The 15600-nt window shown below is 41.0% G+C and carries 14 protein-coding genes and 1 rRNA gene; 12 read left to right on the top strand and 3 right to left on the bottom strand.

Translation table 11 applies throughout. The features are described 5' to 3' along the window. Positions 1 to 100: 100 nt before the first annotated feature. The gene (locus tag RHS_RS18965) at positions 101 to 1123 is read left to right on the top strand and encodes a uroporphyrinogen decarboxylase family protein (protein ID WP_027295831.1); all 1023 of its coding nucleotides are present in this window, start codon (positions 101 to 103) and stop codon (positions 1121 to 1123) included. Between the two features lie 12 nt (positions 1124 to 1135). Continuing rightward, on the top strand, positions 1136 to 2275 hold the full coding sequence (locus RHS_RS18970) for a uroporphyrinogen decarboxylase family protein (RefSeq protein WP_027295832.1): 1140 nt from the start codon (positions 1136 to 1138) through the stop codon (positions 2273 to 2275). Positions 2276 to 2371: 96 nt separating this feature from the next. On the opposite strand, the gene RHS_RS31370 is transcribed toward RHS_RS18970, so the two are convergent. Further along, positions 2372 to 3988: a sensor histidine kinase gene (locus RHS_RS31370; RefSeq protein ID WP_395022974.1), complete on the bottom strand. Its 1617-nt coding sequence runs from the start codon at positions 3986 to 3988 to the stop codon at positions 2372 to 2374. Continuing rightward, positions 3957 to 4670 (bottom strand): response regulator transcription factor, encoded by a 714-nt coding sequence (locus tag RHS_RS18980; RefSeq protein WP_027295833.1) that lies wholly within the window; start codon positions 4668 to 4670, stop codon positions 3957 to 3959. Before RHS_RS18980 ends, RHS_RS31370 begins: the two co-directional genes overlap by 32 nt. 364 nt (positions 4671 to 5034) lie before the next feature. Between RHS_RS18980 and RHS_RS18985 the strand changes: the two genes are divergently transcribed. The 6 genes from RHS_RS18985 (at position 5035) to RHS_RS19010 (ending at position 10616) form a co-directional block, all read left to right on the top strand. Continuing rightward, on the top strand, positions 5035 to 5604 hold the full coding sequence (locus RHS_RS18985) for a sugar O-acetyltransferase (protein WP_047834057.1): 570 nt from the start codon (positions 5035 to 5037) through the stop codon (positions 5602 to 5604). 68 nt (positions 5605 to 5672) lie between these two features. Beyond that, on the top strand, positions 5673 to 6761 hold the full coding sequence (locus RHS_RS18990; protein ID WP_027295835.1) for a LacI family DNA-binding transcriptional regulator: 1089 nt from the start codon (positions 5673 to 5675) through the stop codon (positions 6759 to 6761). Between the two features lie 283 nt (positions 6762 to 7044). Next, a complete protein-coding gene (gene fsa / locus RHS_RS18995) occupies positions 7045 to 7698 on the top strand; it encodes a fructose-6-phosphate aldolase (protein ID WP_027295836.1) in 654 nt (217 codons plus the stop codon). Between the two features lie 266 nt (positions 7699 to 7964). After that, positions 7965 to 8804, top strand: coding sequence for a transketolase (locus RHS_RS19000; RefSeq protein WP_027295837.1), 840 nt, complete (start codon positions 7965 to 7967; stop codon positions 8802 to 8804). Further along, positions 8792 to 9730 (top strand): transketolase family protein, encoded by a 939-nt coding sequence (locus tag RHS_RS19005; RefSeq protein WP_027295838.1) that lies wholly within the window; start codon positions 8792 to 8794, stop codon positions 9728 to 9730. The genes RHS_RS19000 and RHS_RS19005 overlap by 13 nt, the downstream gene beginning before the upstream one ends. 238 nt (positions 9731 to 9968) lie before the next feature. After that, complete coding sequence (locus RHS_RS19010) at positions 9969 to 10616, top strand: HDIG domain-containing metalloprotein (protein WP_063837258.1); 648 nt, start codon at positions 9969 to 9971, stop codon at positions 10614 to 10616. Here RHS_RS19010 and yyaC read toward each other — a convergent pair. Beyond that, on the bottom strand, positions 10508 to 11167 hold the full coding sequence (gene yyaC, locus RHS_RS31375; protein WP_044297603.1) for a spore protease YyaC: 660 nt from the start codon (positions 11165 to 11167) through the stop codon (positions 10508 to 10510). The two genes, RHS_RS19010 and yyaC, sit on opposite strands and share 109 nt — an antisense overlap. Positions 11168 to 11400: 233 nt before the next feature. Between yyaC and RHS_RS19015 the strand changes: the two genes are divergently transcribed. The 4 genes from RHS_RS19015 to RHS_RS19030 all read left to right on the top strand — a co-directional run. Next, positions 11401 to 12807 carry a LysM peptidoglycan-binding domain-containing protein gene (locus tag RHS_RS19015; protein WP_047834058.1) on the top strand — a complete coding sequence of 469 codons (1407 nt, stop codon included), beginning with the start codon at positions 11401 to 11403 and terminating at the stop codon, positions 12805 to 12807. Between the two features lie 67 nt (positions 12808 to 12874). Then, a complete protein-coding gene (locus RHS_RS19020) occupies positions 12875 to 14140 on the top strand; it encodes a DUF5711 family protein (protein ID WP_027295839.1) in 1266 nt (421 codons plus the stop codon). An 11-nt stretch (positions 14141 to 14151) separates the two neighbouring features. Next, positions 14152 to 14934: a CvpA family protein gene (locus RHS_RS19025; protein ID WP_047834059.1), complete on the top strand. Its 783-nt coding sequence runs from the start codon at positions 14152 to 14154 to the stop codon at positions 14932 to 14934. 512 nt (positions 14935 to 15446) lie between these two features. Then, a 16S ribosomal RNA gene (locus RHS_RS19030) occupies positions 15447 to 15600 on the top strand; the annotation flags it as partial.

Raw genomic sequence — 15600 nt, forward strand, 5'->3', positions numbered from 1 at the left:
TTGCAATATCCAATAATTACATAAAGGCTGCGTAATGACTGTCTGGAGAAATCAATGCTTCAGTCAGTACGCAATGAGCTAAAAATAAAGGAGATATCACATGACATCAAGAGAGTTAGTAAATGCAACCCTGGAGTTTCGAAATACAGATGGAAGGATTCCTAGACAGTTATGGTATCTGCCCTGGGCAGATATGAATCACCGGGAGATGGTGGAACGCATCCATAAGGAATACCGGGATGACATCGTAGAGGCGCCCACAATTTTAAAGACGCCAACGCAGTCCAGGGGAAATTCCTGCGAAGTGGGAGAATATGTGGATGACTGGGGCTGCAGATTTATTAATATCCACCAGGGAATTATCGGTGAAGTAAAAGAAGCATTAATTAAGGATGAGGATTGGCTGGATGCCGATAGGGTCCATATTCCGGAAGAATTGCTTGATTTTGATAAGGAAGCGGTAAACCGGTTTTGCAGGAATACAGATCAATTTGTTCTGAGCGGCTGTTGTCCGCGCCCATTCGAGCAGCTCCAGTTTTTAAGAACCACAGAAGAGTTGTATATGGATTTAATGTATCCGCCCCAAAAGATGACGGAGTTTATTTCCAAAATGCATCACTTTTACTGCAGACTGGTAGAAAAATGGGCACAGACAGAGATTGACGGAATCATGTTTATGGATGATTGGGGAAGCCAGAATAACTTATTAATCAATCCCAGGATCTGGGATAAGATATTTCGCCCAATGTATAAAGATTACATAGAAATAGCCAGAAAGTATGGCAAAAAGTCTTTTATGCATTCAGACGGGAACACAAAAGAAATATATCCCAGAATGATAGATTTGGGGCTTGACGCTTTCAATTCACAGATTTTCTGCATTGGACTGGATGAGCTGGAAAAATACCGGGGAAAAATTACCTTTTGGGGGGAGATAGACCGTCAGCATATTTTACCGGATGGTACCAAAGAAGAGGTTACAGAGGCCGTTCAGCAGGTTTACCGGAAGCTTTGGAAAAATGGGGGATGTATTGCACAATGTGAATTTGGACCCGGTGCTGATCCCCAGAATGTTTATACGGTTTTTGAGACCTGGGACAGATTAAACAAGGCAATGGAATAGGAGGGGTTCTATATGCAGACAGACCACTGTAATCTGGATCTTTATCAGTATCAACTGGATGTGATACATAATCAGACAAATGGAAGAATCCTCTGGCAGCCAAGAATCGGGTGCTGGTATGATGATAAAAATTTTGCAAAGGAAGAACTGCCCGGCAGGTTCAAGGGGGCCAAGCTTCCGGATATTTACCGGGAACTGGGATGTTCCAACCGGATTTATGAATATAACGACTGCTTTAAAATAAAGGAAGACAGCAGTATTAAAAGAAGTGAAAACAAAATATCAGAAATGGAAACAGAGCAGATCATCGAAACACCGTTGGGGATTCTCAATTGTATTATGGTCTCAAACTCTTCAAATTCCGGAAGCTTTCCCAAAAAGTGGTGGGCAGAAACGGAAGAAGATCTGGATGTAATGTGCTATGTGGTGAACCACCAGGAGTGGGAATGGGACCAGGAAACATTTGATAAAATCTATGGAAAATGGAATAGAATTGGCGCTCCTGCTATTTTTATGCCCAGGGTAAATATTCAGTATCTGTATATAGACTTAATGGGGGTGGAAAATGCAATCTATGCGCTGGCTGATTTCCCGGAAGCAGTAGAACGGTTTTTTCTTGCACTGGAACAAAACCAGGAGCGCATGATTGCGGTTATCAACCAATCACCCATTGAGATGATTAATTTCGGGGATAACCTTCATTGTAAAACTTTGCCACCATATTATTTTGAAAAATATGTACTTCCTGCATACCAAAAAAGGTGTAAGCTGCTTCATAAAGCGGGAAAGTTTGTCTACTCCCATTGGGACGGTGATACAAAAGATATTCTGAGATACGCTAAAATGACAGGATTAGATGGCATAGAAGCAATCACGCCTAAACCACAGGGAGATGTTACATTACAGGAAGTGAAAGAAGCACTGGGTGATGATTTGTGGCTGATAGATGGTATCGCAGCTATCTTATTTGACAAGGAGTTTACCGAGGAAGAATTAACAGATCAGGTTCAGGAATGTATCCGGTTGTTTGCACCAAAGCTGATACTGGGGATATCCGATGAATTATCTTCAACCGGCGATATCGAACGTATCCGCCTGGTAGGCAGAATCGTAGATGAATATAATCAGAAAATATCATTATCCAAAGCGTAAACGGGCATAATACAGCATAAAATGAAAAAGAACAGCAGACCCGAATCAAACGGTGCATGCTGTTCTTTTAATTTACTCCAAATACCTTGTGCCCTTTTAATGTTCTCCTAATTCCTTATTCGTTTCCGGAAACGAAACCGTAACCTTAAATAAATCACCGTCAACATCAATATCCAGGTTGCCGTAACACATTTCCGTAAAACTCTTAGCGATGGAAAGACCAAGCCCGTTTCCTTCCGAACTTCGTTCCTTGTCTCCGCGTACAAAACGCTCGGTGATATCGCCATCCGTAAAGTTCATTTCGTATCCGGCAATATTTTTGATAACCGTTGTTACGCGTGTGTTTTCTACCGTAAGGTCAATGTAGATCCTGGTTCCGGTAAGAGAATATTTCAGTGCATTTTCAATCAGGTTTTGGTAAACCCGGTACATTCTTTTTCCATCACCCAGGAAATAGGCATCCTCTTTACAGAAGTTTTTCTTGATTACCAGACCGGATTTTTGGATCTGATCATCCATATCGCCCAGGGTCTGTTCCAGAAGTTTTCTCATATTCAGGCATTCCAGTTCCAGTTCGATGGTTCCGCTGGTGGCTTTCGAAATTTCGAATAAGTCCTGCACCATATCTTTAAGCCGGTCAGATTTCTGTGCCAGAATCTTCAGATAATCATTTGCTTCTTCAGAGAGACCTTCTTCCTTTTGCAGTAAGTCTATATAGCTGATAATCGATGTCAGCGGAGTTTTCAGGTCGTGAGACACATTGGTTATCAGATCCACCTTCATCCGCTCGCTTTTCTTCTGTTCCGTGGCGCTGTTCTGCATCTGCTTCTGAATGGAGACCAACTGAACGGAAGCTTTTTCAAATGCCGGATTTTTCTTTAAAGTGCCATCAGGATGATAAGCGCCGCCGGATTCAATCAGTTCTACCGCATCCAGAACTTTCCCCATACGTCCAACCGTCTTTTGTCCCCCTATATATTGGAAAATACCAACAAAACCGCAAATATATAACACGAAAATGAATGCAACTCCCAGACCTCCCGTATACATTATAAAATCAGAGGCCCCTAAAAATATAAGCATGGTAATCATTAGTACGATTATAGAGATCACTCCGGTTACGGTATGACGGAATTGTTTTTTCTGAAAATCATAATTCTGCTCATATAGAGATCTGTTTTGCCGGTAGCGTTCTTTGAGTTTTGGCAATAATGTCTTGTAACGGTTGTTGTTCCTCAATTCCAGAATTTTAATATGCCGGATGAAAACCAGAATCAAGCCGGAGATTACCAGCATAAACGGTATAGAAAGTAAAAACAGGTTCAGGGAAGTCAGCAGAAAAGTAAAGCTCATACCCAGGCTGCCGGCATTATCAACAATATTCCAGAACCATCCATGAAAAATAAATGCCTTATAAAACAAGTAGAAGACCAGCAAAAGAATAAGCGGTGTCTCTAATTTCCAGTTATCAAAATAGTCGATAAACATATCTTCCCTATCTGCACCTAAACGCCGGACCAATTCAATAACAGCTAAGACAGCTGCGGCGCCGCAGGCATAAACAGCCAGCCACACTAAAAAACCGGGAGCCGAGTCTGATAAGGAAAGTTCTGCTGAAGACGCGCTGATTCCGGACAATGCAAGTGTCAGAATACCAAACCATACATATTTATAATCTTTGTCAGTGTTGCAATTTTTCAATTTTATATCCAATTCCCCATACCACCTTTAAATATTGAGGCGTCTTCGGATTAATTTCGATTTTTTCCCGAATGCGCCTGATATGCACCATTACCGTGTTCTCCACCGAGTAAGCTTCTTCGTTCCATACCCGGCTGTAAATTTCTTCCGCAGAGAAAACTCTGCCTGGATTGCTCATCAGAAGCTCCAGTATCTTATATTCTGTTGCAGTGAGCTTTGCATTTCTGCCATTCACCTGGATTTCTTTACCGTTCTTATCCAGAACGAGATCCCCAAGTGCGATGATATTATCATTTGTCTGTTCCCCTGTACCGATTGTACCAAGTGCCAGATACCGGCGAAGCTGTGATTTTACTCTTGCGATCAGTTCAGCCGTATTAAAGGGCTTGGAAACATAGTCATCAGCGCCCATAGATAAACCGAGAACTTTATCACTCTCCTCCGTTTTTGCAGACAGAATGATAATCGGTATGTTTTTGCTCTCCCGGATTTTCATCATTGCCGACAGGCCGTTTAGGCGGGGCATCATCACATCCAGCAGGATTAGATGGATTTCATTACTCATAACCAGATCCAGAGCCTCCATCCCATCATAGGCGCGAAGCACCTGATAACCCTCCAGTTCTAAAAGCTTTGCAATTGCACGTACAATTTCCCGGTCGTCATCCACGACCAGTATTTTTCCAAACTCCATATTTATTCCCACTGCATATTGCAGGCAAGCCTGCAATACTGCCACAATCAAACAGGTTGAAAGAATCACATCGTGGCGTCCTTTCTGAATCGTAATTTTCTATCAACCTTTCCTCCCAGAACGTGTTTTAAAATTCATTAAAATTATTATAGCCCATAATACCGTCATTTTTAAGTGTTATTTCTGAAATTTTTCTTACAAAATAAAATTCATGCAGTAAGTAGCCTTTTTTGCATTCGTTTGGTATAATGATTTCAAAGTAAATGATTACGTCTGCAGTCAAGCCGGATGCTGCATATTTAAATGATTCTAAAACAATGCTTGGGGCAGAAACGACAATAATAATGAAGGAGTAAATTTTTTTATGACAGAAAAAGAAAAATCACATGCAGGTATGCTATACCAGCCGGGGGATCCTGAATTAACGGCAGACCGCGACGTGACTGTAAAAAAGTTATATGACTATAACAACATACACCCGCTTGACCGTGAAGCTCGTCAGGCTGCCATACAGGGACTGCTTGGCAGTACCGGTGCTAACTGCGTCGTGGAGCAGCCGCTTTTCTGTACATATGGGTATAACACTGCGGTGGGCGATAATTTTTTCCTGAACGTCAACTGCAAACTCATGGACAGCGGAAAGATTACCATTGGAAACAACGTATTTATTGCACCCAATGTATGTATTATAACAGAAGAACATGCAATGGATGCAGCCCGGAGGATTCAAGGTCTTGAATACACGCATCCGGTTCATATCGGTGACAACGTCTGGATCTGCGCAGGGGTGATGGTGCTGCCTGGCGTAACGATTGGTGCAAACAGCGTAATCGGTGCAGGCAGTGTTGTTACGAAAGACATTCCGCCAAACAGTCTGGCAGTTGGCAATCCGTGTAGGGTAATCCGCAAAGTAAATGAGGATATCGCTGATTAATACCTGGTACTCCATCCGGACTCACGCTCTATAGCAGTATTGTAAATATAAAGAAAGAAGGAACCAGAGTGAAAAAGAACAAAGTAACCTCATCAGACGTAGCAAAAGCTTCCGGGGTTTCCCAGGCAACTGTTTCCATGATATTAAATAAGAAATACAATGTATCTTTTTCCAAAGAAACAGTTGAAAAAGTGGAGAACACAGCCCGTGAGCTGGGGTATGATATTCCAAAGCGCAGAGTAAGAAAAGATAATAAAGCCAGGAAGCTCATTACCGTGTTCTGCCCGACGCTGACCAATCCCTATTATGTAATGCTGTTGCAGGGAATTGAAGGGGTTGCCAAAGAAGAGGGTTACGCGGTATTTGTTTGCAATACCCAGAGAGATCTGAAAATGGAAGAATATTATTTAAAAATGATGGATAGCGTACAGCCTCTTGGAATTATCTATACCAGCAATCCAAGTACCTGTTTTATGGAACAGGTAAAGGAATTAGCGGAACATATTCCGTTTGTGGTAATTAATAACCGGGAAGATATCATGGAAGTAGATGCTGTAGAACTGAACAATTCGAAACCAGGCAGGCTGATGGCAAAACATCTGCTGGAACTTGGTCATCAGAGAGCGGCATTCGTGTCCCCTCCGCTGACAGACCGGCAGAGGCAGCGGTTTAAACGTGTAGAGGGATTTGTAAAAGAGTTTCGGGCAGCAGGATTTGGGGATACGGTATATGTGAAATCAGCCGATGAGGACATGGATACCGTCATGCCCAGTATTGATTCGGAATACAAGATGGGCTACGACCTGACTAAGGAGCTGCTAAAAGAGCATGATGACCTGACGGCTATTGCAGGACTGAATGATATGATTGCCTTTGGCATTATGGACGCATTATATGAAGCCAAGCTAAAGGTCCCGGGGGATGTATCCGTGATTGGCTGCGATAACATACTTTTTTCGAAAATGAAGCGGATGTCCCTTACTACAATTGAACATTTTGTGCCTTTGAAGGGAAGAGATGCCTGCGATATTATTATTCGGAAAATTCATTCCAAAAACAGCCTGGATGCCCTGGAACTGCAGCCAACCAGTATTTATCACGTAGAGTACGAACCCAGATTGATTGTTCGGGGAACAACCTCCTATGCCAGGAATTAAAAAAATAAATTAAATACTTTTTTAAAAATTATTATTAATAAAAATGAAGAATAGCTGCAAAAATACTCCAATAAACCCAAGAACAACTGTAAATCTCAGAAAAAGCATGATATTTCTATTAATAAAAATATAATTATTAGTAGATAAAATAATTAATAAAATTCTGGACCTATTGAACATTTAAAAACATATGCTATACTGTTAATAACAAAGAAAAAATGAATCCAAACAGTGATTCATAAAAATAAATCTCATAACCACACATTCCAAAGGAGGAAACAAAATGAAATTTTTCATCGACACAGCAAAGGTAGAGGACATTAAAAAAGCAAATGATATGGGCGTTATCTGTGGTGTTACTACAAATCCATCCCTGATCGCAAAAGAGGGAAGAGATTTTGTTGAAGTAATCAAAGAAATCACATCCATCGTAGACGGACCGATCAGCGGAGAAGTAAAAGCTACTACAACAGATGCAGAGGGAATGATCGCAGAAGGAAGAGAAATTGCGAAAATCCATCCAAATATGGTAGTTAAAATCCCAATGACTGTAGAAGGATTAAAAGCTACAAAGGTTTTAGCAAGTGAAGGAATCAAGACAAATGTAACATTGATCTTCTCAGCTAACCAGGCATTACTGGCAGCAAGAGCAGGAGCATCTTATGTATCACCTTTCCTTGGACGTCTGGATGATATCTCTGTAAGAGGTGTTGACTTAATCTCTGAAATTGCTGAGATGTTTGCAGTAGCAGGAATTGACACTGAAATTATCGCAGCAAGCGTTCGTAACCCGATTCATGTAACTGACTGTGCTTTAGCCGGTGCAGACATTGCAACAGTTCCTTACTCTGTTATTGAACAGATGACAAAACATCCGTTAACAGATGCAGGTATTGAAAAATTCCAGGCAGATTACAAAGCAGTATTCGGAGAATAATAGAAGGTCACTGATATATGGAACCGTTCTGAAGTATTTAAAAGCGGACATCCGGGAGGAGATTCGTATCAAATTAAGTACTTTACATATTGTATATATTAAGGTTATAATGTGACTATCCGGTCCAATACCCCGCTTAAACTGGCGGGGCTCAAATTAGCAGCGCAGCAGGCTGTGGGGTATTGACCTTCGCAGCAGCGCCAGATGGACATACAGTTATGTCCGCCTGGCTCTTTGCTCGCAGGAATAAATTTCAGGAGGATTATATGAACAAATTAGAGCTTCAGAAAACTGCCAATGAAGTCCGTAAAGGGATCGTAACTGCAGTGCATAGCGCTAAAGCAGGACATCCGGGCGGATCTTTATCAGCAGCAGATGTGTTTACTTATTTATATTTTGAAGAAATGAATATTGATCCGAAGGATCCAAAGAAAGCAGACAGAGACCGTTTTGTATTATCAAAAGGACATACCGCTCCGGGACTCTATTCCACTTTGGCTAACAGAGGATATTTTCCAGTAGAAGACTTAAAAACATTGCGTCATCTTGGTTCCTATTTACAGGGACATCCGGATATGAAACATATTCCGGGTGTAGATATGTCCAGCGGATCTTTGGGACAGGGAATCTCCGCAGCAGTTGGAATGGCTCTTTCTGCAAAATTAAGTAAGGAAGACTACCGTGTATATACCCTGCTTGGTGATGGTGAGATCCAGGAAGGACAGGTATGGGAAGCATCTATGTTCGCAGGTGCCAGAAAGTTAGATAATCTGGTTGTAATCGTAGATAACAACGGACTGCAGATCGATGGAAATGTTGCAGATGTTTGTTCTCCTTATCCCATTGACAAAAAGTTTGAAGCATTCAATTTCCACGTAATCAATGTTGCCAACGGAAATGATTTCGATCAGTTAAAAGCAGCATTCGATGAAGCAAAAACAGTAAAGGGAATGCCAACGGCGATTGTTATGAAGACAGTAAAAGGCAAGGGAGTTTCCTTCATGGAAAATTCAGTAGCCTGGCATGGAACTGCTCCGAACGATGAGCAGTATGCAGTGGCTATGTCAGATTTAGAAAAGGCAGGTGAAGCATTATGTCAGAAGTAAAGAAAATTGCAACCAGAGACAGCTATGGAAATGCTCTGGCAGAATTAGGAGCAACATACGATAATCTCGTAGTACTCGACGCTGACCTTGCAGCAGCTACCAAAACAGGTATCTTCAAAAAGGCGTTTCCGGAACGTCATATTGACTGTGGTATTGCAGAATGCAACATGGCTGGAATCGCAGCAGGACTTGCTGCAACAGGTAAAATACCGTTTATGAGTTCTTTTGCAATGTTCGCAGCAGGACGCGCATTTGAACAGGTTCGTAATTCCATTGGGTATCCCCATTTAAATGTAAAAATCGGTGCAACACACGCTGGTATCTCCGTTGGAGAAGATGGAGCAACTCACCAGTGCAACGAAGATATTGCGTTAATGAGAACAATTCCGGGAATGGTCGTAATCAATCCTTCCGATGATGTAGAAGCAAGAGCAGCAGTTGCTGCAGCAGCCACATACGATGGACCGGTATATTTACGTTTTGGCCGTTTAGCCGTTCCGGTAATCAATGATAAACCAGAATATAAATTTGAATTAGGAAAAGGTGTTGTCTTAAGAGAAGGCAAAGACCTTACTATCGTAGCAAGCGGACTTCCGGTATCGGCATGTCTGGAGGCAGCAGAAAAACTGGCAGCAGACGGCATAGAGGCAAAAGTGATTAATATCCATACAATCAAACCGTTGGATGAAGAATTAATCATTGCAGCTGCAAAAGAAACCGGTAAAGTAGTGACAGTGGAAGAGCATTCTGTGATCGGCGGACTTGGCAGTGCAGTATGTGACTGCTTAAGTGAAAATGCCCCAACAAAGGTTATGAAAATCGGTGTAAACGATGTCTTTGGTGAATCAGGTCCGGCTGTAGCGTTACTGCATAAATACGGCCTTGATGCAGAAGGAATTTATACAAAAATTAAATCTTTTGTTTAATCAATCATAATGTCATATGGAAGTCAGATTTTGTACATTAGTATGGAATCCGGCTGCCGTATGGCATATTTTTTTGTCTGCAGAAGAGGTGTTTCGCCATCAGCACGTGCCGCTTTGGGATCTGAATGTGCCATTACCACATCTTTATAAAGGTAAATTCAAACACACTCTGGTATTTAAACGTCCTTTTGGGTATAATAAATGAAAGAAAAATTATTGTTCAGAAAGAAGGGATATTATGACACGTGATGCAAGAGCCAGGAGAGCAAGAAGCCACCGTAATGATATGAATCAGGAATTTTACGAATGTATCAGGGATATTATGGAACATCCGGTGGTTCTGCTGATGAAGAAATTTCCGCATCATTGTGATACAAATTGTTATCAGCATTGCATGAATGTGGCTTATTATAATTATCAGATATGTAAAGTACTGGGACTGGATGCCAAAGCGGCAGCACGGGCAGGGATGCTGCATGATCTGTTTCTATATGACTGGAGAGAACATGCAGCAAAAACCGGCGACCGTTTCCACGGGCTTACGCATCCCAAAGTGGCTTTGAGAAGGGCAGAAAAATACTTTGACCTGAATGATATGGAGAAAGACATCATTTTAAAGCATATGTGGCCGCTAACCATCATACCGCCAAAGTATTTTGAATCTTATATTATCTGCCTTACAGATAAATATTGCGGAGCATGCGAGATCACCGACCACTACTCCGGGAAGATAATGCCCAAGAGGATCAAACTACCTTTTGGTTATCGTACCATGTATCAGTTAGCGTCTAAGGTAGCACCTGTAGTGGGAGCCAGGGCAGTCATAGGGGAGTATAAGTCTTCAAAATCCCACAGAGCTTCCAGAGAGTCTGTATCCAGGGCATAATAACGGCAGGCAAGCAGAATGCCGTCGATCATGCAGTCCGCCAGGTGCATTACAGTAGAGAGCCTGGTTGTCTGCAGAGCCAGATGAGCGAAGCGTCCTGCAGTATTAATGATTCCGGTAATGAATACATCTCCTACGGCATTTAATTTCTTTTCTACACCGGCTCCCGGAAGCAGGCTGCCTTTACCAATGGAAATGTATCCCTGATGCCGTTTCGTGCCCAGAGAAGCGTCTATAGCGATGATTGTATTGTTGCTGTGGCGCTTTTTTATATTTTGTATAGCCTCATCCAGATTGAGGGCGTGGATTGGCGAATCTAAAGTTCCGTATACCGGAAAATGACGTCCTAATTGTTTTTTTAATCGGCTTCCGATTAGAGGACCCAGGCTGTCACCGGTTACCCGGTCGCTTCCGATGCAGACAAATACGGGGGGAGCCTGGCTAAAATCGGGGCTTTGTAAAAAATCCAGTAAATGCTCGCCTAAAACAATCGGGGCATTTTTTTCTTTTGAGTTAATATATTGTGTTTTTTTCAATGAGTCGGAATGCATGTTCTTTACCCTTTCTGATGCTTTTCTAAAGTTTATCCTCATTCTTTTTAAATTATTCACTCAATGTGATACCGTATTTCGAGATTAATTAAATAAATATAAAAAACCATGCCGCCAAAATTCATATTATGTCGGAAATCTCTGGAATTCCTTACCACGAATTGATAAAATCTGCATTCAAAATATGATAATCTCTGTAATATCATGGAACCAATAAAGGAGTGAACAGGGGTATGATAGAAGTCATTTACAAAGGGGAACACAAAGGGGATAAAGATGGAGAAGCACAGGTAGCACTGCCAAAAAATATCAGGCAGATCGGAGAAGGCGGACAAGACAGGAAAATTTACATTGAGGATTACGCGGTAACTTACATGCATCAGTTAGCAAACGATAGAAAAGAAGGGACGCAGCGGGCAGCGGCAATTCTTCTTGGGGAAGTACAAAGGGCAGGTAAGAACCGTTATATATTTATAAATGGAGCACTGGCGGTAGACGAATTAGATTTCGGGGAAGAAATGTGGGACAAAGTCCAGCAGCAGATGATGGAGTACTTTGACGGCAGGGAAATCGTCGGCTGGTATCTGGGAGAGGAAGAATCCACGCTGATCGCAACGGAAGAGATGCAGCGGATACATGAAAGCCAGTTCCCCGGAGAAGACCAGGTACTTATACTGAGAGATTTTACAGAGAATGAATCAGCGGTATTTGCAGTTGAAAGCGGCAGGCTCGTGGCTCAGGGCGGTTACTATATTTATTATGAAAAAAACATCATGATGCAGGAGTACATGGTGGCTATGAACAAGGACCGTTCAGTAGAAGAAGAGACAGAGGTAAAAGATGATGCAGTACAAAGCTTCCGAAAGAAAATAGCGGAAGAGAAAAAAGAGAAAAAAGAAAAACAAGAAAAGAAAGAGTCGGACAAGCAGCCAATTACTACAAAGCTTTTGTATGCAGCCAGCTCTTTTCTTGTGCTTACCGTTCTTATAATAGGTGTTACGCTGATTAATAATTATGATAAAATGAAAGACATGGAGATGGCACTTGCCGGGATTTCTGAATCCATGGGAGGCAAAGACGCTGCGGCAGAAGGCGCTGATGATTCCGTATCTGCAATGGCACCTGCTCAGACAAAGACAGATAAAGAACAAAGTGTTTCTGAAAAAAATGCAGCAATTGATAAAAATAAAGAAGGCAGCATTAAGGAAACAGAACCACAGCCGGCTACGGAAGAAGCCAATGGAGCAAAGGGAAACAAAGGAACAGAGGTATCAGAAGCTAACGGGCAGTCAAAATCGGATGCAGCAAATAGTACGGAGGCTTCCAAGGAGTCCAATGCGGCAGTATCTGAGAGTCAGGAAAGCAATGCGGGCCAGAACAGCCAGGCAAATCAGGCAGACCAGCAGGATAAGACAAGCCAGTCAGAAGAGCCGGAAGCGCAGGGACAGGCAGACCCCGCAAAGCAGCCGGCAAGAGAGACATTGGGACGAGCTTCTTATGTAGTAAAGGTAGGCGACACTCTGGCAACCATAAGTGAAATGTATTATGGAACGCTTGATAAAGTAGAAGATATCTGCTCCTTAAATGGAATTACAGATAAAAATACGATTTTACCCGGACAAAAAATTGTACTCCCATAAAAAAATATGTTATACTGTTTCAAACGATAAATCAAAATAACACTTGGAGATACGAAAGAGAGTACAGATGGGAAAGATAAAAGACTTTTTTAAGGACAAGTTTAAGTTTATTAAGATCAGGGAAAAATGGCAAAAAATAAAGGATAAGAGGCTGGAAAAAAAGCAGCTTCAAACGCAAAGTGATGAAATGCTGGATTTAACAACTAAAATTAAGAAACATAAAAAATTAATTTTTTCCCGTTGGGGAATCATAATCGGAGTAATAGCCATTCTGATAATTGGGTATTCTATATATAACTATGTCAGAGTATTCCACCATTATACCACACTGAGCAGCGAGAAACGATCTGACATAACTGCGACACAATATGCGCAGTTAGGCGGCAATCTGCTGAAATACAGCCCCGATGGAGTGAGTTGTGTCAGTCCCGGAAACGAAGTGTTATTCAGTGCAACATTCAGTATGCAGAGCCCTATAATTGATATTTGCGGAACAACAGCTGTAGTAGGTGACCAAAAGGGTACCCAGATCTATATTTTTGATGAGAATGGGCAAATCGGATCATTTCAGACATCACTTCCGATTTTAAAAGTTAAAGTTGCAGAGCAAGGTGTAGTGGCAGCAGTGCTGGAAGAAGGAGACACAACCTGGATCAATTTTTATGATACCAAAGGAAATCCAATTGCAGAAAACCGTACTACGGTAAATGACTTTGGATATCCAATGGATGTTGCGTTATCACCGGATGGATTAAAGATGATGGTATCCTATCTGAATGTGGCAAAAGAAAAGATGAGTACCAAGATAGCATTCTATAATTTTGATTCTGTAGGGCAGACCCAGATTAATAATGAAGTGAGCAGTGTAACTTATGATAATACGATAGTTCCCAAAACGTTATTTATGAATGATTCTGCTTCAGTAGCTTTTAGAAATGACGGGTTCACAATTTTCAAAGGGAATCAGGTGCCCCAGGAAAGTGCCAGGGTAGATCTGGAAGAAGAGATTATCAGCATCTTTTACAGTGATAATAGTATTGGGGTAGTGGTAGGAAGCGATGACCCGGAACATAAGTACCTGATGCGTCTCTATAATCTGAGCGGCAGAAAGACAATGCAGAAATATTTCGATCTGGATTATAAGGAGATAAAGATTGACGGCGATGAGATCATTATGTTTAATGAAGGTAAGTTTGCGATATATAGCACTGGTGGAAAAGAAAAATTTTCCGGCAGCTATAGCAAGCCTGTTATAAATGTTATGAGTGCCAAGGGATTTCGGAAATACACGATGATTACACAGAACAGCACAGATCAGATAAGGCTTAAATAGGAGAAAACATCATGAATTTACTTACAATTATAGTGCTGTTAGTGCTATTATTCTTTATATTAAATGGATTTAGAAAGGGATTTATTAAGACTTTTGTATCAATGGTTTCATTAATTGTATCAATTGTTTTGGTTTCCATAGCAACTCCATACGTAACGGAGTTTCTAAAAACACAGACCCCTTTATACAGCATGATTGAAGAAAAATGCCAGTCAGCCTTTGGCGTTACTAATAAACAGAATAAAGATACCAAAGATGTCCAGGATACCCGGGATACGGAGAGTGGTGAGGGACAGAATTCCGAAAGCCAGAAAAGCAGCAATAGTATTTCAATGCTGGAACAGGCAAAGCTGATTGAAGACCTAAAACTTCCCGGTGCAATCCAAAAAATGTTGGAAAGCAATAACAATAAGACAGGATACGAAAAGCTGGCGGTGCAAAGTTTTGAGGAGTATATACCCAGTTATATGGCTACACTTATATTGAACATCATTTCTTTTGTTGCAACCTTCCTGTTAGTAGTAAGCTTTTTATGGATTACGGTTATGACTCTGGATGTAATTGCAAATCTTCCGATTCTTCATGGGATAAATCAAATCCTGGGATTGGTTTTAGGTTTGGTACAGGGGCTGGTGTTTGTTTGGATCGCATTTTTAATCATTACCGTATTCAGCAGTGTCGATCTGGGAAGAGAACTTATGCTTATGATACACAACAGTAAGATATTAAGCCTCATATACGACAACAATATATTCCTTAAATTATTGACAGATGCCATGTCTTATTTTACCTAAGAAAAGTACATGCAGCAGCAATTTGAGTGGAAAGAATAAAGCTTAAAAAAATAATTGAAAAAATGGGAGATTTATCTTGACAGTTTTTTTGAAAAATGATATTATAACAGTCCACTGCAAGTGATTGCGGTGGATTGTTTTGTGTCAGAGGAAGCCTTGAAAAAAATATTTAAAAAGTTTTGAAAAAGGTATTGACATCTTTTGACAAAAATGGTAATATATCAAAGCTGTTAAAAAACAGCACAGCTCAATCGAAAAATTGAGAAAAATAAAAATTAAAAAAGTTGTTGACAAACACTTGGCAGTGTGATAAGATATAGAAGTTGCGCTAAAGAGTACAACAGCAAAGAAAAGCAAACAGAACCTTGATAATTGAACAGTGAAACAACCTTGAAAGATTCTATTAAAAGAGATTTCAAAATTAAGAACCGTATCAGAAATGATACAACCTTAAAACAGTAATAAAGGGATAAAATTAGCTAGTAGTTGATTTTTGAACTAAGATCAAAACTTTATTTGAGAGTTTGATCCTGGCTCAGGATGAACGCTGGCGGCGTGCTTAACACATGCAAGTCGAGCGAAGCATTAAAACAGATTTCTTCGGAATGAAGTTTTAATGACTGAGCGGCGGACGGGTGAGTAACGCGTGGGTGACCTGCCTCATAC

The organism is Robinsoniella sp. RHS (assembly GCF_001029355.1).
GTDB lineage: Bacteria > Bacillota > Clostridia > Lachnospirales > Lachnospiraceae > Robinsoniella > Robinsoniella peoriensis.